Origin of the sequence: Corynebacterium amycolatum SK46, assembly GCF_000173655.1 — a bacterium.
Taxonomy (GTDB): domain Bacteria; phylum Actinomycetota; class Actinomycetes; order Mycobacteriales; family Mycobacteriaceae; genus Corynebacterium; species Corynebacterium amycolatum_A.
The window spans coordinates 39,267-60,880 of record NZ_ABZU01000006.1; the positions used below are offsets into that span (position 1 = coordinate 39,267).

Here is a 21,614-nt window from a genome sequence, read left to right on the forward strand (position 1 = left end):
TGGGGAGACAGATTTGAACTCGCCCTAGCTTCGTGAAGTTGCCCCCTATCCCCTGCGAACCCCCATAATGAATATGTGAGCAATAAACCCAATGAAGGCGAAGAGTGGACTGCGCAGTCCGAAAAAGACGCTATCGATCACGTAATGGGATCGGAGCCTCTGCGTATAGAACAGTCTCTGTCTATCCCCTCTGACGCCCATAAGTCAGCGGCAACGCAACCGGATTTGCCGGAAGATGCTGAAAACCTCGATGAGCTTATGAGCGAAAACGACTCCGAGTCCATCGACCGCGCCGACGTCATTGGCGAGGGCGCCCGGTGGTTCGCAGGTTGGTGTCTGCGCTTCCTCATCACAGCAGCGGCGCTGTACGTCAGCGCTATGATTCTGGGAAAGATTTGGGCTGGCGTTCTGCCGATTTTGTTGGCCCTGATTGTCTCCACGGTGCTGGCTCCGCCCGCCGTGTTCCTGATGAAACACCGCTGGCCCCGCGCACTCGCCGCACTGACGGTCATCCTAGGCGCGGTGGCGGTGCTTGGTGGCGTTGTCGCGTTCCTCGCCCCGACTGTGCAGTCGCAGTTCCCCGAATTGCGTCGCCAGTTCACAGATGGCATTCAAGAAGTCCAGAACATCATTCAGGCCCCGCCATTTAACGTCAAGGATGAACAAATCCTCGACGCTCTGGACCAGGGTTCCCAATGGCTCCAGGAGCGCTCCGGCGATATCGCCAACACAGTCTTCCAAGGCATCTCGGTGGTCTCTTCGGTCGCCGTAACCTTGATGGCAATGCTGGTGCTGACGTTCTTCTTCATCAAGGACGGCCAGGACTTCCTGCCATGGCTCCGCCGCCTGACCGGACGTCGCCTCGGCTGGCATCTCACGGAGGTACTCACCCGCTCCTGGAACACGCTGTCGGGCTACATCCGCACGCAGGCTATCGTTTCGCTTATCGACGCGGTCTTCATCGGTGCCGGTCTTGCGATTTTGAATGTGCCGCTGGCAATGGTCCTGGCCGTGGTGACTTTCTTCGCTGGCTTCATTCCTATTGTCGGCGCGTTCACCGCCGGCTTCATTGCGGTGGTTGTCGCACTTGTTGCCAACGGCCTGACCACAGCAATCTTTGTCTTGCTCATCATCATTGCCGTCCAGCAGATTGAGGGCAACATCCTCTCGCCGATTCTGCAGTCCAAGGCTATGGACCTGCACGCCGCAATCGTCCTGTTGGTGGTTCTGCTCGGTGGCGGTATCTTCGGCATCATCGGCGCTTTCCTGGCTGTGCCAGTCACTGCAGTCGTCGCGGTCTGGTTCCGCTACCTCGGCGACCTCACGGATTTGCGAACGGGTGACAAGACCGCAAAGGACATCGAGTTCGCCACGGATGCCGGATCAATCTCCGGCATTCAGATTGAAGCTGCCGGCCGTGCAATGCGCGACCGACTGGCTTCGTTCCGTCTGGGCAGTGATGACTCCGACAGCTCCGCGGAGAGCGCTGTGAAGGCAGATGCTCGCACCGCCGGTAAAGTTTCCCCCGATGCTGGTCCGACCAAGCAGGAAGAGGGAGCGATGACCAAGGCCTTCCACAAGGTCACTGAAGTCGTCTCCGGGCCTTTCTCTAAGAAAAACAAGTAGGGCGAGATTCCAAGACACGGGCAGGCTCTTATACCGGGCTTGCCCGTTTTTATCACTAATAACCGGTAGGATACGCATTCGTGTCGAACAGATCAGCAATAACCCGTAAAGGCAGTGGGAACAAACCCCTGCTTCCACGCGTGCCAATGTTTGTGCCGCCGTTGCTGATGCTTCTGGCCGGCGTTTTTGGTTTGCTCTTTTCTGTTCCCAACGGTTCGCTTGGCAAGCCCTACTTCATTGCTTTTGCCGTGGCTGCTGTGGCCGGAACACTGTTGGTGGTTCCTCGCGGTCTGGTAGTTACCGTCGCTCAAATCCCTATTTTGTTCGCGCTTGTCACCTTTTTCACAGCGTGGTTTACCGGTTCTCTCGCCGATCCCGAAAATGGTGGCGCGACCGCGACGACCTCTAAACGCGCTCGCCTGGTGACCTCCGCATATCCCATCATCCAGCAGTTCCCGTGGCTGCTGATCTTGATGATTATCTGTGTCATCATCGCAGTGTGGCGTTACCTCGAAATCACCCGCACCCAGGAGAAATCCCTCAACACCCAGCGCAAGGCCGCTAAACAACGCCAGCACCGTGACGAAGCCGCTGTCGAATCCAGCTCTCAGGTTCGCCGTCGTCTCGCCGAATCTGATCGCCGCGTAGCTTCTCGCTCTCAGGAACGCCCTGCTTCACGACGTCCCGCTGCGGACATTATCCGAGATGCCGAAGCTCGCCGCCAGGCGCGCCAGCAGGCTGCACGCTCTCGGCAGGAGACTTCTCGTTCTGGTGCCCGACCGGCAGCGAGCGCCAGCTCGGCATCGCGCAACGCCGAGCAACTGCGTGAGCGACCAGTTGACCGCTCTGGGGAGCGCGCCCAGCAGCGCTCGAATTTCGCACAGCGGGTCCAGCAGCCAACATCCCGTTGGCAGTCTCGCCCGCATCCGGGCCAGGCGCAGTTCACTCAGGATTCCACTTCGCCAAACTCGACCAGACAGCAGCCTCGTCGTCCGATTGAACGGCCAAACGCACCGCAGCGGCCGAAGCAGGAGTTTCCCCGTCGTCAAGCGGCAGGAACGGCACGGATGTGGGGAGAACAGTCTTCGCCGGAGTCCCGGTCCGAAAAGCCTCGACAGAGCCCCGCACGCCAAGTAGGCAACCACCGCCGCACCGAGGAGTGGCCACCGCGACAGCAGCGCCCTCGCCAGGAGCGCATAACCGGGCGCGATAGCAGGTCTCGTTACCGCAAGTAGCTCGGGCTTGCACCTTACCGTCACAGTTGCCCACAGGCAGATTTAGCCTGTGGGCAACGTGCGTTTATAAGCAGGACGATCCGCCCCATCGTGTAAGTGTTGATGTATGTCGAAATTGGAAACGTCGGCCGAGAAACCGGTTCAGGTTCGGCGCCTGAACCAGTTAGTCAAGGACTATATTGAGCGCCTTGGACAGATTTGGGTCGAGGGGGAAATCGCCCAGGTCAACTCCAAGCCGAGCTGGAAGCTCTCCTACATCACTCTGCGTGACACCTCCGCGGAGTTTTCGGTGTCGGTGACTTGTTCTACGGCGGCTCTGCGCAATAATCCGTTGCGCAACGGCGACCGCGTAGTGGTTTTGGGCAAGCCTGCGTTTTATGCCGGGCGGGGGCAGTTTTCCCTGTGGGCTACGGAGTGGAGACCCGTGGGGTTGGGGCAACTATTGGCGCGGTTGGAACAGCTGCGCCAGGCGCTAGCGGCGGAAGGACTTTTTGATCCACGGCTGAAACGCCCTCTGCCCTACCTCCCCAACAAGATCGGGTTGATTACTGGTCGCGGTTCGGCGGCTGAACGCGATGTGCTTTCGGTCGCGGGTGCCCGCTGGCCCGAAGTGGATTTCCGGGTAATCAACACAATTGTGCAGGGCGCCAAGGCTGTTCCGGAGATTATTGAGGCGCTTGCACAGCTCGACGCCGATCCGGAGGTTGATGTCATCATCGTCGCCCGTGGCGGTGGCAGTGTCGAAGATTTGCTGCCTTTTTCAGATGAGGCTCTGATTCGTGCGGTGAGTAAGGCGACAACACCGATGGTTTCTGCAATCGGGCACGAGCCGGATACTCCGCTGTTGGATTACGTCGCTGATTTACGTGCTGCCACACCGACGGATGCAGCAAAGAAAACAGTGCCCGATGCTGCTGAGGAACGACGCCTAATTGCACAGCTTCGTGAGCGCTCCTCGGCATCCCTGCGGCGATGGGTTGACCGTGAAGTAGCTACTCTGAGGGATTTAACGTCGCGGCCGGTACTGCGCGATCCGCTCACTCCCATCCGCGTGCGTGAAGAGTTTGTCACGGCGCAAGTGGATCGGCTGCGTTTTCTCATCCACCGCAGTCTGGAACGCGAGGAGGCAGTGGTATCGGGATTGCGCGGCAAGGTTTCAGCACTTGGCCCCTCTGCCACACTCGCTCGCGGCTATGCCATCGTGCAGGCACAATCGGCTACTCAGCCGGAACCACAGATTGTGACCTCTATTGCAGATGCTCCGATGGGTTCCCAACTGCGAATTCGCGTCAGTGACGGCTCCATCTCTGCAGCGACGCTAGCTACGAAGCCGGCGAATTAGTAAGCAATGACTTTTCCAACCTTGAAGCTTTAACTACTAAATGAAGGACGTATTCGCTAATGAATGACAATGTTTTCGGCGCGGGTCAGGCTCCCTCTTCGGAGGAACAGGTACCGGTGGAGAACCTGAGCTACGAGCAGGCTCGAGATGCGCTGGTCGAGACCGTCAAGCTCCTAGAACTCGGACAGATGAGCCTGGATGAATCCCTGGCGCTGTGGGAGCGAGGCGAGGCGCTGGCCCGCCGCTGCGAGGAGCATTTGGCTGGCGCCCGGGCAAAGGTTGAAGCCGCCTTGGCCAGCAAGAATCAGGATGTCTCGGCTTCTGCCGAGAATGTGGGCGATGAGGACTAAAAAGAGACGAGAAACGATCGTCGGTTCATATCGTTTCTCGTCTCTTCGCTGATAGCTGAGTTCAGCTATTTTATGGCTCTAGTCGGGATTACCACTCCAGGTGAGTGCTCGACTCGGCCTACTTTGCTGGTGCCGACGGCATCTCGGACGCAGTCGGCTGCGGCTGTGACGAATCCGGCATTGTCGCGTCCGGATCGATTGGCTCGGCCTTCTGCATAGCCGCCGCCAACTGTGTGAACTCCTCGTCGTTGGCAGTGCCCTCGATAATTGCGCGGGAGTCACCGAGGTCCCCAACCCATACGCGACGCACGTTGTCCTCAGCCGGCTCATACTTAGTCCAGGTTGTACCTTCCACGTCAGTAGTACCGTCCCGGAGACGGTTCTTACCATCATCCGGCAGCTGACCTGCTTCCGCATCTGTTTGCGTGACCTGAATGAATGCTCCGCTAGCGGTGACATAGCCAATAATGGTCGTCTGCTTCCCCGCCGCCATACCCGCGCGGGTCGAGTTTGAAGTCCAGCCCTCAGGCACCTTCGGCAGGCGAACTGGATAGTCCACGCGCCGAGCCTCCACGTTCACGAATGGGGCAGCATCGACTTCGTGCACCGGACCGTTTTCCGGCTTCCCGGGGTTAAAACTGCACAGGCCGGTAAAGCCAATGGTGACAGCCACCGCAAGAAACATCACCACGAGGGTGAGAATCATGTCTCGACTGTCCTGCAAAATCCTAGGTTTCTCATTCGCCACGCGCTCAAGTATGCCAAAGGCCCCGCAACGAACCTAGTCATCATTCGCACCCGCACAGCTGCAGCTAGCAATACTTGATGACGGACGCTGTCGACGTCGTCAAGCGAACTGACGCCGGAACAAACTTTTGATAACCGCGTGATGTGGGGGTTTAGCCCTGAAACTCCCCCCACTTTGGCGCTGCGTCCACCCCCGAACACCAAAAAGGTGGAACACTAGTAACAGATGCAAAGGCGCTAAAACTGATGCGCCAAACATCAATCAATAGAAATTGTTGCAACGCTAAACCCCAGTTTCCTGGCGTGGCGTCTCCCAGCACATTCTCAAACCTCAAAAGAGTTCTCAAAAACCACGGAAGGGCCAGAAGTCAATGAACGCCTCGAATCCTGAAGCACCAGATCGCAACCTTGCGATGGAGCTCGTCCGAGTTACTGAGTCCGCTGCACTGGCAGCTGGTCAGTGGGTCGGTCGTGGTCAGAAGGAAAAGGGCGACGGCGCTGCCGTCGATGCCATGCGTCAGCTCATCAACACCGTGGCTATGAACGGTGTCGTTGTTATTGGCGAGGGCGAAAAGGACGAAGCCCCGATGCTGTTCAACGGCGAAAAGGTCGGCAACGGCCAAGGCCCGGCCGTTGACATCGCGGTTGACCCGATTGACGGCACGACTCTGATGGCAGAGGGCCGCCCGAACTCTATCGCTGTTCTTGCTGCTGCAGACCGCGGCTCCATGTACGACCCGTCGGCTGTGTTCTACATGGATAAGATTGCTGTTGGCCCGGAGGCTGCCGGCAAGATTGACATCGAGGCTCCAGTTGAGCACAACATCAAGGTCGTTGCTAAGGCCAAGGGGCTGCGTCCGGAAGATGTCACTGTTGTCGTGCTGGATCGCCCGCGCCACGCTGACATGATTCGTGACATCCGCGAAGCTGGCGCCAAGGTTCGACTGATTGGCGATGGTGACGTTGCTGGCGCTGTTGCCGCAGCTCAGAACACGAACTCGGTCGATATCATGATGGGCGTCGGCGGCACCCCAGAAGGTGTCATCACCGCATGCGCCATGAAGTGTATGGGCGGCGAAATCCAGGGCAAACTGCACCCGCGCGATGAGGCCGAAATTAAGAAGGCTCTCGACGCTGGGCACGATCTTTCTCGTGTTCTGACCACCGATGACCTGGTCGCATCCGACAACTGCTACTTCGTTGCCACTGGTGTCACCAACGGTGACATGCTGCGCGGTGTCGCTTACCGCGGTAACGGCGCGTGGACCCGCTCGCTGGTTATGCGCTCCAAGTCCGGCACCATTCGTCGCATCGAGGCTTTCCACTCCCTGGAGAAGCTGCGCAAGTACGCCAGCATCGACTACGGCAAGGGCGAGATGCCTGACATCGATCTGTAAGTAACTACCCCTTTAGTGGTGCCCTCAGGGCACCACTTTTTTAACAAACTGATTCATACTTGAAAGCGAAAGCGCTACTGGTGTGAGTTGCATGCCTAACCGTATGTGACAACAGTCGCTTGTCGCGCGCACTCAAGTTCCCTAGATGAAAGAGGCAACGAATGACAGAGCAGCAGTTCCGCATCGAGCATGACACCATGGGCGAGGTCAAGGTTCCGGTTAACGCCCTGTGGCGCGCACAGACTCAGCGTGCAGTTGAGAACTTCCCTATCTCCGGCCGCCCGCTGGAGTCCGAGCAGATTCGCGCTATGGGTCTGCTGAAGGCTGCTTGCGCCATTGTTAACAAGGACCGCGGTCTGCTGTCTGCAGAGCAGGCAGACGCAATCGTCGCTGCTGCCAAGGAGATCGCTGACGGCAAGCACGATGACCAGTTCCCGATCGATGTTTTCCAGACTGGTTCGGGTACGTCCTCCAACATGAACACCAACGAAGTCATTGCGTCCATCGCAAAGGCCAACGGCGTTGAGGTTCACCCGAACGACCACGTCAACATGGGCCAGTCCTCGAACGACACATTCCCGACTGCAACTCACGTCGCCGCCACTGAGGCCGCTGTCAAGGACCTCATCCCGGGGCTGAAGGTTCTGCAGGAGTCCCTGGCCAAGAAGGCCAAGGAATGGGAGACCGTCGTTAAGTCCGGCCGTACCCACCTGATGGATGCCGTTCCGGTCACCCTGGGCCAGGAGTTCTCCGGTTACGCCCGCCAGATTGAGGCTGGCATCGAGCGCATCGAGGCCACCCTTCCGCGCCTGGGCGAGCTGCCGATCGGTGGTACCGCTGTCGGTACCGGCCTAAACACCCCGGCTGACTTCGGCGCCAAGGTCACCGAGCAGCTCATTGAGCTCACCGGTGTCAAGGAGCTCAAGGAAGCTCAGAACCACTTCGAGGCTCAGGCTAACCGCGACGGTCTGGTTGAGTTCTCCGGCGCTATGCGCTCGGTTGCTGTCTCCCTGAACAAGATTGCAAACGACATTCGCTGGATGGGCTCCGGCCCGCTGACCGGTCTCGCTGAGATCCACCTGCCGGACCTACAGCCGGGTTCCTCCATCATGCCGGGCAAGGTCAACCCGGTTCTGTGTGAGACTGCCACCCAGGTCGCAGCACAGGTCATGGGTAACGACGCCGCTGTCGCCTTCGCTGGCGCAAACGGTGCGTTCGAGCTGAACGTCTTCATCCCGGTCATGGCACGTAACGTCCTGGAGTCCGCTAAGCTGCTGGCCAACACCGCTCACGTCTTCGCCGAGAAGCTGGTTGACGGCATCGAGCCGAACGTCGAGCGTATGAAGACTCTGGCTGAGTCCTCCCCGTCGATCGTCACTCCGCTGAACTCCGCTATCGGCTACGAGAACGCAGCTAAGGTCGCTAAGACTGCTCTCAAGGAGGGTAAGACCATCCGTCAGACTGTTATCGACATGGGCTTTGTCGACGGCGAGAAGCTGACCGAGGAAGAGCTGGACAAGCGCCTCGACGTGCTGGCAATGGCCAACACTGATCGTGACTAGTTCTTTCTGAACTCGAAGGTGTGAGAGCACCTTTCGTATAAGACCCCGGAGTCTCACTTTGTTGAGGGACTTCGGGGTTCTTTGTTTTGTTACTCCCCATTCGCCCCCTACCATACTGCCGGGGATGAGCACGACAAACTCTATGTTGATTAGTCAACTTGCCATCACATTGCACTCGGTGTAACTTTGCACCTCGTGCATATTGATGAGAATGCCTATCCCAGATTGGACCCGGGCCAACACCCCGAGTGCGGTCTCCGGGAACTCAAAAGATTTCAAACACACTGCGCTTTGGCCGATGCCGCGACCGCTCTTGTGTTGGATCGCGGATACGACCAAGTCAACATCGAAGACATCTGCCAGCAGGTCAATATCAGTCGACGCACATTCTTCAATTACTTCGACTCCAAGGATCAATCCATCTTCGGCAACGGCATCATGTCATTCGATGCTGACGATGAAGAGGTATTCCTCGCCCAAAACCACCAAGATCCCATCGCGGACATGCTCGATTTCATCGAGAAAAAGCAGCGATCCCAGCTACTCCGATATAAAGAGCTGGGGGCAACCGAGGAATTTCACCGCATGCTCAAGGAGCGTATCCGCGAGATTCTGCGCAATGAGCCAAAGCTCTCGACGGTTGTCATTTCCAATTTTGGCAACTCAATGCGCCGCGTCCGGTCCGCATTTGAGCGCTATTTCGAGATGAATCCACAGTCGCGCACGCACCCCGAGCTGCCCGTCGGGCACGAGGTAGCACTGTCGGTCGGTTTCGTCCGCGAATGCGTGCTCTACTCATCGGCCCATCGGGACGAATTCACAACAGACACACCGCTTCACGACGCCGCCGACGTCGTTAAAAATTTCTGGAGGAGGAATAGTGACAGCTAGCAACACCACTGCTCAAGGCCAAACCGACACCACGGTTTCTGACAACAAGTCCCACTTGGGAATCATCTTCTTCGCGCTCATTCTCACTATGCTGATGAGCTCGCTGGGGCAGATGATTTTCGCCACCGCCCTGCCGACCATCGTCGGCGAGCTCGGCGGAGTTGACCACATGTCGTGGGTTATTTCTGCATTCCTGTTAGCACAGACTGTGGCAATGCCGATTGTCGGCAAGCTCGGTGACATGATTGGGCGCAAGGGCCTGTTCATGATGGGCATCGCGCTGTTCATGGTCGGTTCCGTCATGGGTGCAATCACCAACTCCATGAGCCTGCTGATTGCCGCCCGCGCTTTTCAGGGCTTTGCTGGCGGTACATTGATGGTTTCCTCACAGGCCATCCTGGCCGAGGTTATTCCCGCACGCCAGCGCGGTAAGTACATGGGCATCATGGGTGCCGTGTTCGGGCTGAGCTCCGTGCTGGGACCAGTACTGGGAGGCTGGTTCACCGACGGCCCGGGCTGGCGCTGGGGTCTGTGGATCAACGTCCCGATGGGCGCGGTTGCACTATTGGCAGCTGCGGCCTTCCTGAAGCTGCCCCGACGCCAGAGTGAAGGAAACTTCGACTACATCGGCACGATGTTCTTGACTGCCGCTGCCTCGACGCTAATTCTCACCACCACGTGGGGCGGTACACAGTACGACTGGAACTCCGGAGTCATCATCTCTCTTATCGTTGCCTCTGTCGTTTCCTGGGTGCTGTTCTTCCTCACCGAGACTCGCGTTTCCAACCCACTGATTCCGACACACCTGTTTAGCAACCGCAACTTTGTGCTCACAACCGTGTCGGGCCTGATTCTGGGTATCGCAATGTTCGGCACGATGGCCTACATTCCGACCTACCTGCAGATGGTGCACTCAATGTCACCGACCGCGGCGGGCTTAATGATGACGCCAATGATGGTCGGCATGCTGCTGACCTCAATCGGCGTGGGCCAAATCGTTTCCCGGACTGGTAAATACCGCTTCTACCCATTCGTCGGCCTGATGATCATGGCCGTCTCCCTGTACTTGCTGTCCACACTGGAGACCACTACCCCACTGTGGCAGGTTGGCGTCTACCTGTTCATCATGGGATTCGGCCTGGGTACCGGCATGCAGGTTCTGGTGCTCATCGTCCAGAACTCCTTCCCGGTCGCCATGGTCGGCACCGCTACCGCTGCGAATAACTTCTTCCGCCAGATTGGCGGTGCGGTCGGTTCCTCCATTGTGGGTTCGATTTTCATTCACCGCATGAAGGACCTGGCAGGTGAACGCGTTCCGGCGACTGTCGAACAGATCAAGGCCGCATCACCGGAGGCTGCAGCGGAGTTCGCAAAGCAGATGGGCCCGGAGGGCTTTTCCTCTAAGTCGATCGGTTCACTGACGCCGCAAGTACTAGATAGCATGCCGGCGCCAATCCATGAAGCGCTGATCTCCAGCTACAACGATGGTTTGACGCCGATCTTCTTGGTACTAATGCCAGTGATTATTCTGGCAGCAATCATTGTGTTCTTTGTTCGCGAGGATCCGTTGAAGGAAACCGTCGAGTAATTAATTCGCGGGAGCCGCGACTCCCGGCAACTATGCCCCCACCTGGCCGTCGGCGCGGTCGAGCTTGTCCAGAATCGGACGGTTCGGCTCACCGGCGGCTTCTGCTTCTTCCTGGACGCGCTTCAGTGCACGCTCCTCTGGCTTTTCCAGCAGCTTTTCCAAAATAATGACATCGCGCCACTGCCCTGCCATTGGGCCGTAGGTCATCTTTGCCATGTGGTGGTAAATCCCCACTTCACGGAAGCCGAGCTTTCGATGCAGCTTTAACGATCCCACATTCTCCGGGAAGACCCACGAGTGAATCGACCAGCAGTTGAGCTCCGTGGCATCGTCGATAAGCTTCTGCAGCAGCGTCGCCGCCAGCCCCATGCCCTGCCCGTCAGGGTGGACGTAGATGGAGTCTTCGATGACGCCGTTGAAAATCGGGCGTTTGGATACCGGCGCTGCCGATGCCCAAGCCAGAATCTTGTCCGGGTTTTCTGCGTCGACGGCGACGTAACACAAATCCACTCGTTTGAGTGCGATGAATTCGTCCCACTCAGGAGCGGAGTGCTCCCATGACGCGTGCCCCGTATCCAGGCCAATCTCGTAGATCTCTTGGATCTGTGGATAGTCCTCTTCACGCATCATTCGAATCGTGAAATCGCGCTTCTTTTCAGCCATAACTACAAGTGTGGCTAATTTTTCCGCGCACGTCGAACGAAACGGCAAAAATATTGTAAAAAGATTACTTTCGCCTGCGCGGTCGCCCGCTTCCGCCGCTGCTTCGACGTCCGCCACGACCACTACGCGCATGCTTTACGACGGCCCCAGCGCGTTGCCGACGGGCTTGCTTAGCAAGCGTCTTTTCGCGGGCCGACAACTTCTTTGGAGCCTCGTCAGCCTTCTTGCGCCCCAACTGCGTGCGTGTCGACCCCTCCCTGCGCCCCTGGACAATGCCGACGAACTCCTGCCGGAGCTCGTCGTCCTCTGCTTTCGGCCACACCAACCAAATAGCTGTCCGAGACAGCGGATCTGTGGCACCTTCCTCGGCTACCAAGTTCGATGAGGCCACCGCCTTCTTCGACAGCGCCTTCAAAATCGTGCGAGGTCCCACTACGACACCTGCACCAGTAGCCGCGACAGGCAGCATCTGTCGCAGCTCATCCGCATCTACCGAGGTCAGCAGCACAGTTTCGTCCGCCAACAACTCCTCGGGCACGGACTCTGCGAGGGAGAAGACGTGCTCTTTCTCGAAGGCCACGCCCCAGGCTTCGTCGTAAAGCCGGATGCGATGGAGCGACTCGGGCAGCGAGCTTTCGGACTCTAACCGAACCAGCGCCATGTCAGCGGCGCCGCTGACCAGGCCGGACATCGGATCGTCGGCGGCGTGGGTGTGCAGTGTTGCCGGAATCCGATCCCTAAAGCGGCGAAACCACTTCTCGGGACTGGTGCCGGTGGCGAACACGATGCGCAGGACGGCGGGTTCAGGAGTCGACATACTCCGCAAGGTTACTCGAATGGGTGCTAGCGTTGAACCCATGAAACCCCTAACCGCAGCCAAGAAACTTGGCATTTTCCTCCCGGCCACACCCGAGGAATTTCGCACTGGTGAGATTTCGCACGCGCAGTTTGCCGAACTGCAGTCCAATCCGCCGGAGTGGCTCGCTGAGCTACGCCGCAACGGACCGCACCCGCGCCCGGAAGTTGCCCGCAAGCTGGGCATCACTATCACGGCGTTGAAGAAGAACGACATGGACAAGCCGCTGACAACGGCGGAGATTAAGGATTTGCTCGAGCAGATGCCGGAGTGGCTGGAGGCCGCTCGTGAGTCCATGGCGAAGCAGCGCGTGGAAGCCGCTGAGGCAGAGGCCAAGAAGGACGACGGCCCTGGTCGGGCTGCCGCTGAAGCTGCTCGCAACGCCGAGAAATAGCCGACACAGCAGACACCTTCAAGGAGGATCCTCGTGGCCATCGACTACACCGCACATGCAATCAACCACAAGGGCAACGGCACTGTTGTCCTGATTGGCTCGCTGGGCACCACACAGGAGATGTGGGAGCCACAGGTAGCCGCTTTGAGCGAGAAGTACCAGGTCATCACGCCAGATGTCCGCGGCCATGGCGAATCCCCTATCCCTGAGGGTGAGTGGGACATGAGCCACTTGGCCGCCGACCTCATCGAGGTTCTCAATGAGGAGGATGTTGACCGTGCACATTTTGTGGGACTCTCGCTCGGCGGCGCTATCGCCCAGACCATCGCACTAGAACACGCCGATCGCGTGGTCAGCCTGACACTGTCGTCAACAGCGCCGAAATTCGGCACACCCGAGGCCTGGCAGGAAAAGGCCGAGCTCGTGCGCGACAAGGGCACGGTCGCGCTCGCAGACACTGTCGTCCGCAACTGGTTTACCGACGAGTGCTTCGACACCACCCCTGAGCTCCCCGCCCACTTCCGCGACATGATTGCAGATTGCCCCGATGACGGCTACATCGGCGCCTGCGGAGCACTCTCCCGCTTCGACACCCGCGAGCGCCTCGCCGAGATCACCGCTCCGACGCTGGTCATCGCCGGCAAGCAGGACACTTCTACGTCTCTCGACGTCGTCACTTCGCTTCACGACGGCATCGAGGGCTCGACCATGGTCGTCATTTCGCCGGCCAAGCACCTGCTCAACCAGGAGACTCCGGAGTACTTCAACTCAGCCCTGCTGGCGCACATTGATGGGATTGCCGACTAGCGCCTGATCGCAGCAGTAGAAAATAAAAAATGACGCGACCTGCTCGCTGTCCATTTCACAGGGACGGCACACAGGTCGCGCCATTTTTTCGAGTGCAATTGGAGGTTGCTATGACTGCAGTGGAAGAAGCTCGGATAATCAAGGGAACCGGTCTCCACCTGATGCTCATACTAACGACCACCAGCACTAATGGGAATAAGAAAACGAGAATGTTTCGTTAATCACCCCCATGGCAACCATCTCAAACACTTACCCCTTCCACCCCAAAGCCTCAGAGGCCCGCCTGTCAGATATGACAAAAATAGCTATTAACCTGGCCCTGTAGGTTAGCATTACCTAACATTGCCTACTGTCGGCGATAGGCTGGATTCAATAGCAACCCCCAACCGCAACGGGGGTAGTTCTCCGGGAGGGCTGGGCGCAATATCCGTCGTCAAGCGATTTCACGTCACCAACCGGGAAAAAACTTTTAAAAAAACAAGTGTCTCTCATCACACTCATGCATAATGGGGTACAACAGTCATAGTCACTATGACGATGAACCGAGGCCATCGCGTTTACCTGCAGCGTTTATCTGCGACGTACGACAAGGCCTTAAGACAAAAATTCCACGACAATATTTCTAGGAGCATGTCATGAAGGACTTTCTGCCCCGTACTCACTTCGAAGAAGAGCACAACATGTTCCGCGACATGGTTCGCGGCTTCGTCGAGAAGGAAATCACCCCGAACGTAGAGCGCTGGCACAAGGAAGGTCAGCCGGACCGCGAGATCTTCAAGAAGGCCGGTGAGCTGGGCCTGATTGGTATGTCCACCCCGGAGGCATACGGCGGCGGCGGAGAGATGGACTTCCGCTACAACCAGGTCCTGAACGAGGAGCTCTCCAACGCTGACTGTGGCTCCATCGTCGTTTCCTTCGGCGTTCTCAACGACCTGGTCGCTCCGTACCTGGCCAAGTTCGGCAACGAAGAGCAGAAGCAGAAGTACCTGGCTTCCATGAACGCCGGCGACACCATCGGCTGCCTCGCCATGACCGAGCCGGGCGCAGGTTCTGACCTGGCAGGTATGCGCACCTTCGCCAAGAAGGACGGCGACCACTACGTCCTCAACGGCACCAAGATCTTCATCTCCAACGGCATGATGGCCGACTTCGCTCTCGTCGCAGCTATCACCGACCCATCCAAGGGCCGCGCTGGCGTCTCCATGTTCATCGTCGACGCCGACCTCGAGGGCTTCACCAAGGCTGGCCCGCTGCAGAAGGTCGGCCTGAAGGCTCAGGACACCGCTGAGCTCAACTTCGACAACGTCCGTGTTCCGGCTGAGAACCTGCTAGGCGAAGAGGGCGCTGCCTTCGGCTACCTGCGCACCAACCTCGCTCACGAGCGCCTGACCCTGGCTTGCGGCTCTGTCGCAACTTCCCGTCGCGCCTGGACCCTGGCTTACAAGTACGCTCAGGAGCGCGAGGCATTCGGTCGCCCAATCATCCAGCACCAGGTCCACGGCCACTACCTGGCCGACATCGCCACCCGCGTCACCGCCCTGCAGGCTTTCGTTGACCAGGCCGTTATGGCTCACAACGCAGGCCAGCTGGACGAGACCGGCGCTTCCATGGCCAAGTACTGGACCACCGAGGAGCAGCAGGACATCGTTACCCGCTGCCTGCAGATGTTCGGTGGCTACGGCTTCATGCTCGAGTACCCGATCTCCACTCACTACCTCGACTCCAAGGTCCAGACCATTTACGGTGGTACCAACGAGATCATGAAGGAGATCATCTTCCGTCGCATCGCCAAGGGCGGCGCAGAGTAAACAGCGCACGTCGGCCTAGCTGATTCGACACAAACCCCGTCAGGTTTTCCTGACGGGGTTTGTGCATATCTCAAAGTGAGTGGCTGGTGTTTATTTACAAGGCTTGATTGGAGCTCCCCTCCCCCTGTGTCACACCCCTCACCAAAAACATTACCCCCTACAAAACCGAAACTATACAATGAGATAGCTATCTCATATACTAAGATTCTGTTAGGTAATGGTGATGCACTTCACCACTTCCCCCCCCCTAGGCCGCGCGGGCGCGTGAGCCGGAGATGAAGGATCGGAGTTCCAGAGGTATGAGCACAACCAACTCGACCGCTACCCCTCAGCGAAGGGAGGTGTTTTCCACCCGAGCAGCCTTCATTTTCGCCGCCATCGGCTCGGCAGTCGGGCTTGGAAACATCTGGCGTTTCCCCTATGTCGCGTATGACTCCGGCGGTGGCGCTTTCCTTATCCCCTACCTGGTCGCACTTCTGACTGCGGGTATCCCACTGCTCTTCCTCGACTTCGCCATCGGCCACCGTTTCCGCGGGTCCGCACCGAAGTCGATGCGTCGCATCAAGCCCTGGGCTGAACCAATTGGCTGGATTCAGGTCGGTATCGCCTTCTTCATTACCGTCTACTACGCCGTTATTATCGCGTGGTCATTTATCTACGCCTGGAAGTCCATCCGCAAGAGCTGGGGTTCGGATGCCGAGACCCACTTCATGAAGGACTTCCTCCAAGTAGACACCGAGAGCGTCTTCTCACTGGACTTCGTTCCTTCGATTTCCATCGTCCTGCTCATTGTCTGGATACTCGTCATCGGCATTCTGGCCGCTGGTGTGGACAAGGGCATCGGTAAGGTATCGATTATCTTCATTCCACTGCTGACCGTCCTCTTCGTCGCAGTGGTCATCTACTCCCTGACGCTCGACGGTGCTGCAAAGGGCCTGGACGCATTCTTCACTCCAGACTGGTCCGCACTTACTGACTCCAGCGTCTGGATTGCCGCCTACGGCCAGATCTTCTTCTCCCTGTCCGTGGCCTTCGGCATTATGCTGACCTACGCCTCGTACCTGAAGCCGCGCACTAACCTGACCGGGTCCGGCCTGGTCACCGCGTTCGCAAACTCCTCCTTCGAGGTTCTCGCCGGTATCGGTGTCTTCGCCACCCTGGGCTTTATGGCAACGCAGTCAGGTCAGGCTGTCGACGAGGTCGCAACCTCCGGTATTGGTCTTGCCTTCATCGCCTTCCCGACGGTCATCTCTGAGATGCCAAAGATCATCGGTTCGGTCTTCGGGCTGCTGTTCTTCCTCTCCCTGGCAATCGCCGGTGTGACCTCCCTGATGTCGCTGCTCGAGGTCGTCGTCTCCGCAGTCAAGGACAAGCTGAACCTCGGCCGCGTCCAGGCCACCCTCACCGTCGGTGGTGCCATGGCCGTCATCTCGCTGTTGGCCTTCCCGACCACCTCTGGTCTGGTAACCCTCGACATCGTCGATAAGTTCACCAACAACGTCGGTATCGTCCTGGTTGCACTGCTGACCATCATCGCAATCGACTGGATCCTGCGCCGCACCAACGAGTTCGCCATGCACCTCAACGCCGTGTCCTCGTTCAAGGTCGGCACCATGTGGCAGATTTTCGTCGGAAACATCACGCCGGTCATTCTCGCCGTCATCCTGTTCCAAGAGCTCATTGGACTTTTCCAGGAAAACTACGAAGGCTACTCCGACACCCAAATCGACATCTTTGGTTGGGGTGTCATCGGCGTGATTCTCATCGGCGCTCTGATTATGGCCATCCTGCCTTGGCGCGGCCAACACCGTCTCGATGGCCCTCCGGGCTCGGACTTCGGTGTGACGCCAGACTTCAAGCGAACCTCACACCTGCCACGCAAGCACACTCCGGAAACCGAGGAGGTTTAAGCCAAATGTCCGGTATCGCAATTGTCATGATGGCACTGTTCATCATCGTCATCTGGGGCGGTCTGGCGGTCTCGCTGGTCAGCCTATCCAAGCACCCTGACGAGGTATCCGGTGAACTGGGAGATCACCCAGAACTCACAAGCGAAATACTAGGAGCGCAGGAAGAGCAGTAGTTCTTCACTACTACCTCTCCCCTGCTACTCCAGGTATCTGACTTACTCACCTACGAAACGCGGTGGTCGCTTCTCCAAGAAAGCGGCCACCGCTTCCTTATGGTCGGCCGAGACCGCCAAACGAGCCTGCGCGTCCGCCTCCGCCGCAGCAGCAGCCAAGGTATCCCGACGCAGCAGAGCCTTAATCTCCTTCAGCGCGGCCGTCGGCCCCGCCGCAAACTGGACAGCCAACTCACGTGCCCGAGTCGCTGGATCATCCACCACTTCAGTCACCAGGCCGAGGCTCAGGGCTTCGTCGGCAAGCACCTTCTTATCGAAGAACAACAGCTCACGCGCCTTCGCGTCGCTGACCATACGCGGCAGCAGCGCCGACATGCCACAGTCCGTGGCCAGGCCAATCGACGGGAACGCCGCCTTGAACGACGCCTTCGGGCCCGCGATACGGAAATCACAGTGCAGCGCCAGCGACCAACCGGCACCCGCCGCAGCACCTTCGATAGCGGCAATAACCGGAACATTAATCGCGGTCAGCTCCGCGACCATCGGGTTGTACTCCTCGACAACCTTGCCCATGCCGGCGCCGGACTGCAGGTCAGAAATGTGCTCCTTCAAATCCTGGCCCGTACAAAACGCCTTCGGCCCGCCGAGCAGGATAACAGCGCGCACATCCGGCTCCTGCGCACGCTCAAAAGCGGCCTTTAGCTCCAAGCGGAGATTCTTATCCAGGGAGTTATAGGCATCCGGGCGGTCGATGGTGATGGCTAGAATGCCGTCGGAAAAGTCTTGAGTAACGTTGCTCATAACCTCGCAGGTTATCGCAATCTCCCCCGCCTCGGACGCACTTTTGCACCAAATCACCCGCCGCGAGTAACAAGGGACACATGACACTTCCACGCCCCGCCACGCCTGACGACGTCCACGAGATCGTCGACCTCATCAAAGACCTGGCGGCCTACGAAAAAGAACCCGATGCCGTCCGCCTGACCCCGGAGCGGCTGCGCGAACAGCTCTTCGGGGACAATCCTGCGATTTTCTGCCACGTCGTCGACTCCACATCCGGAAATTTGGGCGATTGCGCCGGTGGCGGGGTTGGTGATGGCGGGGTTGGTAGCGGCGGGGTTGGAGGTAGCAGCCCGCGCCTCGACGGCATTGCACTGTGGTTCCTCAACTACTCCACCTGGGAAGGCACCCACGGCATCTACCTCGAAGACCTCTACGTCCGCCCCGAGGCACGCGGCACCGGCAAGGGCAAAGCACTGCTGCAGAACCTCGCGCGAATTGCCGTGGAGCGAGGCTACTCACGTGTCGAGTGGTGCGTCCTTAAGTGGAATCAACCCTCCATCGACTTCTACCGCTCCCTCGGTGCCTTCCCCATGGACGACTGGGACACCTTCCGCCTCACAGGACAGCCGCTCGCTGACTTCGGGGCGTAGAAAGCGGCGGTTTGGCAGTGCGACGGTGCTGCGCTTCAGCTGCGGTGCGTTTGCGCGGTGAAAAGTCCGGATGTGGATAACTGCTAAACCGGCGTAGTTATCCACAGCCTGCCCTCATAGGCGTTGTCCCCCTACATCCGGACTTTTACCTTCAAAGGCATGACAGTTCTTGGGACGCTCGCCACACTGGCCTCGCGCGGAATGGACACGCTGGCGGAACTCCACGCCGCGCGTCCCGACGGCCACGACGCCACCTCCCACCTGGCGGCAACCCTCGGCCTTGACCCGGCGCGCCTTCGGCTTTTGCTACGCGTCGCCGCCCACTACCTCCAACCTGCTGACACCGAGGAAAACACCAAAGCCCGCGAAGATGCCACAGCCCTGGCCCGCCGACTCGGGCTCAGCCTGGACACCTGCGTGCTTATTGACAAGCGCAGCCGCCAAGCCAACAACGCAGAACTCCACGACAACCTGCGCCTCACCTTCGTCGCAGCCGCCGAGCGCCTCGGCTTCGAAGAACTCGATCTCTACATGCGGGAAACTCTCACCGAGCTCAACACCGAAGACGAACCACCCCAGCACCTACGCGCCCGATTTTCCCGGAAGGTAGACATCCGGGGAATGAAGCATTTCCACATCTCCGGCCCCTCGGATATGCTCGACAATCTTCTGTCTCCGCTCACCATCCGCGCCGCAGAAATCCGGAAGTCCCATCCGGAGTTTTCCCACGACCGCTGCGTCGGCCAAGCGCTTGCCGAGCGCCTCGAGCATGCCGATGCCGCAATGCCCGTCGACAAGCTCGATGAAATGCGCTACCAACCCGCCATCATCATCACCGCGCAAGACATCATCGACTACAGCCCGCGCTTCGCCGCCACCACCAACGGCTCCGCGCTCGCCCCCGACGTCTTCCTCAACGCTCTACTCGCCGACACCGGGTGGGCCGTGCTTTACGACGAACACAGCGCCATTACGGACTTATTTCCCATCGGCAACCCCCGCCTGGCGACTGAAGAGCAGCGCATCGCGATGCTCATCGACAACCCCATCTGCGCCTGGCCCGGCTGCGAACGTCCCGCCTATAGCGGACAAGCGCACCACCTAGTCGCCCACAAGCACGGCGGCACAACCACGCTGGACAACCTCACCATGGTCTGTCGCGAACACAACGGGCTTAACGACGACGACCGGGAAGGACGCAACGGGCACCTCGAACGCATCCCCACATCCGGACATATTCGATGGCGCCCGCCGGACAAAACTCGGCCGCCGCTGTTTAGCAACTCATTTGTGACATCAATGTCCGGGAGGTCCTACGCCGGATACCGCGCGGGCACGACGAGACAGCTCGGCCCGGAGCCACCACCTCCGGACTAAACCCGGATGTACAGGAAAACCCGTCCTAGCGCACTGCTAGAACGGGTACTTGCGCTGCAAAAACGCAGAATTAGATAAGGTTCCAGTCCTCGATGCCGTCGTAAAGCGGGAATTCCTGAGCGATCTTCGAAACTCGAGCACGCAGGGAGTCAACATCCGCATTCTTGCCGGCGGCGAGAGCAGTACCGATGACATCGGCGACCTCGGTGAAGGCCTTCTCGTCGAGACCACGGGTGGCCAGCGCCGGAGTACCGATACGAAGTCCGGATGTAACCATCGGAGGACGCGGGTCAAACGGAACGGCATTACGGTTAACGGTGATGCCAACAGCGTGGAGCAGATCCTCGGCTTCCTGGCCGTTCATCTCAGAATTGCGCAGATCCGCCAGAACCAGGTGGACATCGGTGCCGCCAGTGAGAACATCAACGCCAGCCTCGGCGCAGTCGGAAGCGGTGAGACGCTCAGCCAGGATGCGGGCACCAGCGAGAGTGCGCTCCTGGCGCTCCTTGAACTCCTCGGTACCAGCAATCTTCAGCGCCACGGCCTTGCCGGCGATGGCGTGCATCAGCGGACCACCCTGCTGCCCCGGGAAAACAGCGGAGTTCAGCTTCTTGGCGTACTCCTGCTTGGCCAAAATCATGCCCGAACGAGGACCACCGAGGGTCTTGTGAACGGTGGTCGACACAACATCAGAATGCGGAACCGGCGACGGATGCAGACCAGCGGCAACCAGACCTGCGAAGTGCGCCATGTCCGTCCACAGCTTCGCGCCGACCTCATCGGCGATGGAACGGAAAGCTTCGAAGTCGAGGTGACGCGGGTACGCCGACCAACCTGCGATGAGAACATCCGGCTTTTCTGCGAGCGCCTGCTCACGCACCTTGTCCATATCGATCCGCATGGTGTCCTTGTCCACACCGTATGCGGCGACGTGGTAGAGCTTGCCGGAGAAGTTGAGCTTCATGCCGTGGGTCAGGTGACCGCCGTGTGCCAGGTCGAGGCCCATAATCTTGTCGCCGGCGTTGATTAGCGCATGCAGAACGGCAGCGTTGGCCTGCGCGCCTGCGTGCGGCTGAACGTTGGCGAACTCAGCGCCGAAGAGCTCCTTGGCGCGGTTGCGTGCCATGTCCTCGACGACGTCGACGTATTCGCAGCCGCCGTAGTAACGACGACCCGGGTAGCCTTCGGCGTACTTGTTGGTCAGAACCGAGCCCTGAGCCTGCAGCACTGCACGTGGAACAAAGTTCTCACTAGCGATCATTTCGAGCATGTCACGCTGACGAGAGAGTTCCCCTGCCATTGCCTCTGCGAGGTCGGGATCGAGTTCACGCAGCGATTGGTAGCGGACATCGTTATTGTTAGACCCGGTCATGAGTAGGTTGTCGACCTTTCAATAAAACTTCAATGCCACAGGCCATGCTAGCCCTTTATGGGGCAAACCACGAAAGCAGCACC

20 protein-coding genes are annotated in these 21,614 nt (G+C 58.8%); 15 read left to right on the forward strand and 5 right to left on the reverse strand.

Going from position 1 to position 21,614, the window contains the following annotated elements:
- Positions 1 to 75 precede the first annotated feature (75 nt).
- The 4 genes from CORAM0001_RS05340 to CORAM0001_RS05355 all read left to right on the forward strand — a co-directional run bounded on the left by CORAM0001_RS05340 (position 76) and on the right by CORAM0001_RS05355 (position 4,553).
- Positions 76 to 1,626, forward strand: coding sequence for an AI-2E family transporter (locus tag CORAM0001_RS05340; protein ID WP_005510627.1), 1,551 nt, complete (start codon positions 76 to 78; stop codon positions 1,624 to 1,626).
- Positions 1,627 to 1,706: 80 nt separating this feature from the next.
- Positions 1,707 to 2,861 (forward strand): DUF6542 domain-containing protein, encoded by a 1,155-nt coding sequence (locus CORAM0001_RS05345; RefSeq protein WP_040361291.1) that lies wholly within the window; start codon positions 1,707 to 1,709, stop codon positions 2,859 to 2,861.
- A gap of 106 nt (positions 2,862 to 2,967) precedes the next feature.
- Complete coding sequence (gene xseA / locus CORAM0001_RS05350) at positions 2,968 to 4,203, forward strand: exodeoxyribonuclease VII large subunit (protein WP_005510622.1); 1,236 nt, start codon at positions 2,968 to 2,970, stop codon at positions 4,201 to 4,203.
- Between the two features lie 59 nt (positions 4,204 to 4,262).
- Positions 4,263 to 4,553, forward strand: coding sequence for an exodeoxyribonuclease VII small subunit (locus tag CORAM0001_RS05355; protein ID WP_005510689.1), 291 nt, complete (start codon positions 4,263 to 4,265; stop codon positions 4,551 to 4,553).
- A 118-nt stretch (positions 4,554 to 4,671) separates the two neighbouring features.
- Here the strand turns inward: CORAM0001_RS05355 and CORAM0001_RS05360 are convergent, their stop codons facing one another.
- Complete coding sequence (locus CORAM0001_RS05360; RefSeq protein WP_005510716.1) at positions 4,672 to 5,301, reverse strand: DUF4245 domain-containing protein; 630 nt, start codon at positions 5,299 to 5,301, stop codon at positions 4,672 to 4,674.
- Positions 5,302 to 5,671: 370 nt separating this feature from the next.
- On the opposite strand from CORAM0001_RS05360, the gene glpX reads away from it, so the two are divergent.
- The 4 genes from glpX (at position 5,672) to CORAM0001_RS05380 (ending at position 10,738) form a co-directional block, all read left to right on the forward strand.
- Positions 5,672 to 6,697: a class II fructose-bisphosphatase gene (glpX, locus tag CORAM0001_RS05365; RefSeq protein ID WP_005510610.1), complete on the forward strand. Its 1,026-nt coding sequence runs from the start codon at positions 5,672 to 5,674 to the stop codon at positions 6,695 to 6,697.
- A 161-nt stretch (positions 6,698 to 6,858) separates the two neighbouring features.
- Positions 6,859 to 8,259 carry a class II fumarate hydratase gene (locus tag CORAM0001_RS05370; RefSeq protein ID WP_005510578.1) on the forward strand — a complete coding sequence of 467 codons (1,401 nt, stop codon included), beginning with the start codon at positions 6,859 to 6,861 and terminating at the stop codon, positions 8,257 to 8,259.
- 291 nt (positions 8,260 to 8,550) lie between these two features.
- Positions 8,551 to 9,150, forward strand: coding sequence for a TetR/AcrR family transcriptional regulator (locus CORAM0001_RS05375; protein ID WP_244262002.1), 600 nt, complete (start codon positions 8,551 to 8,553; stop codon positions 9,148 to 9,150).
- Entirely contained in the window at positions 9,140 to 10,738 is a 1,599-nt protein-coding gene (locus CORAM0001_RS05380; protein WP_005510665.1) for an MDR family MFS transporter, read from the forward strand. The genes CORAM0001_RS05375 and CORAM0001_RS05380 overlap by 11 nt, the downstream gene beginning before the upstream one ends.
- A 30-nt stretch (positions 10,739 to 10,768) precedes the next feature.
- Here CORAM0001_RS05380 and CORAM0001_RS05385 read toward each other — a convergent pair whose 3' ends face one another.
- Together CORAM0001_RS05385 and CORAM0001_RS05390 are read right to left on the reverse strand one after the other, a co-directional pair.
- Positions 10,769 to 11,401 carry a GNAT family N-acetyltransferase gene (locus CORAM0001_RS05385; RefSeq protein ID WP_005510690.1) on the reverse strand — a complete coding sequence of 211 codons (633 nt, stop codon included), beginning with the start codon at positions 11,399 to 11,401 and terminating at the stop codon, positions 10,769 to 10,771.
- Between the two features lie 64 nt (positions 11,402 to 11,465).
- Positions 11,466 to 12,218, reverse strand: coding sequence for a type 2 periplasmic-binding domain-containing protein (locus tag CORAM0001_RS05390; RefSeq protein WP_005510638.1), 753 nt, complete (start codon positions 12,216 to 12,218; stop codon positions 11,466 to 11,468).
- 40 nt (positions 12,219 to 12,258) lie between these two features.
- Here CORAM0001_RS05390 and CORAM0001_RS05395 point away from each other — a divergent pair, with 40 nt between their 5' ends.
- The 5 genes from CORAM0001_RS05395 to metS all read left to right on the forward strand — a co-directional run bounded on the left by CORAM0001_RS05395 (position 12,259) and on the right by metS (position 17,349).
- Positions 12,259 to 12,651 (forward strand): DUF5997 family protein, encoded by a 393-nt coding sequence (locus CORAM0001_RS05395; protein WP_050773608.1) that lies wholly within the window; start codon positions 12,259 to 12,261, stop codon positions 12,649 to 12,651.
- 33 nt (positions 12,652 to 12,684) lie between these two features.
- The gene (locus CORAM0001_RS05400; RefSeq protein ID WP_005510643.1) at positions 12,685 to 13,458 is read left to right on the forward strand and encodes an alpha/beta fold hydrolase; all 774 of its coding nucleotides are present in this window, start codon (positions 12,685 to 12,687) and stop codon (positions 13,456 to 13,458) included.
- Positions 13,459 to 14,093: 635 nt separating this feature from the next.
- Entirely contained in the window at positions 14,094 to 15,266 is a 1,173-nt protein-coding gene (locus CORAM0001_RS05405) for an acyl-CoA dehydrogenase family protein (protein ID WP_005510658.1), read from the forward strand.
- Positions 15,267 to 15,565: 299 nt separating this feature from the next.
- Entirely contained in the window at positions 15,566 to 17,176 is a 1,611-nt protein-coding gene (locus tag CORAM0001_RS05410; protein ID WP_005510711.1) for a sodium-dependent transporter, read from the forward strand.
- Between the two features lie 5 nt (positions 17,177 to 17,181).
- A complete protein-coding gene (gene metS / locus CORAM0001_RS05415; protein WP_005510629.1) occupies positions 17,182 to 17,349 on the forward strand; it encodes a methionine/alanine import NSS transporter subunit MetS in 168 nt (55 codons plus the stop codon).
- 42 nt (positions 17,350 to 17,391) lie between these two features.
- Here the strand turns inward: metS and CORAM0001_RS05420 are convergent, their stop codons facing one another.
- A complete protein-coding gene (locus CORAM0001_RS05420; RefSeq protein WP_005510631.1) occupies positions 17,392 to 18,150 on the reverse strand; it encodes an enoyl-CoA hydratase-related protein in 759 nt (252 codons plus the stop codon).
- A gap of 80 nt (positions 18,151 to 18,230) precedes the next feature.
- Here CORAM0001_RS05420 and CORAM0001_RS05425 point away from each other — a divergent pair, with 80 nt between their 5' ends.
- Together CORAM0001_RS05425 and CORAM0001_RS05430 are read left to right on the forward strand one after the other, a co-directional pair.
- Positions 18,231 to 18,782: a GNAT family N-acetyltransferase gene (locus CORAM0001_RS05425; protein ID WP_005510633.1), complete on the forward strand. Its 552-nt coding sequence runs from the start codon at positions 18,231 to 18,233 to the stop codon at positions 18,780 to 18,782.
- Positions 18,783 to 18,941: 159 nt separating this feature from the next.
- Positions 18,942 to 20,159, forward strand: coding sequence for an HNH endonuclease signature motif containing protein (locus CORAM0001_RS05430; RefSeq protein ID WP_244262003.1), 1,218 nt, complete (start codon positions 18,942 to 18,944; stop codon positions 20,157 to 20,159).
- Between the two features lie 70 nt (positions 20,160 to 20,229).
- Here CORAM0001_RS05430 and glyA read toward each other — a convergent pair whose 3' ends face one another.
- Positions 20,230 to 21,531 carry a serine hydroxymethyltransferase gene (gene glyA / locus CORAM0001_RS05435; RefSeq protein WP_005510713.1) on the reverse strand — a complete coding sequence of 434 codons (1,302 nt, stop codon included), beginning with the start codon at positions 21,529 to 21,531 and terminating at the stop codon, positions 20,230 to 20,232.
- Positions 21,532 to 21,614: the final 83 nt, after the last annotated feature.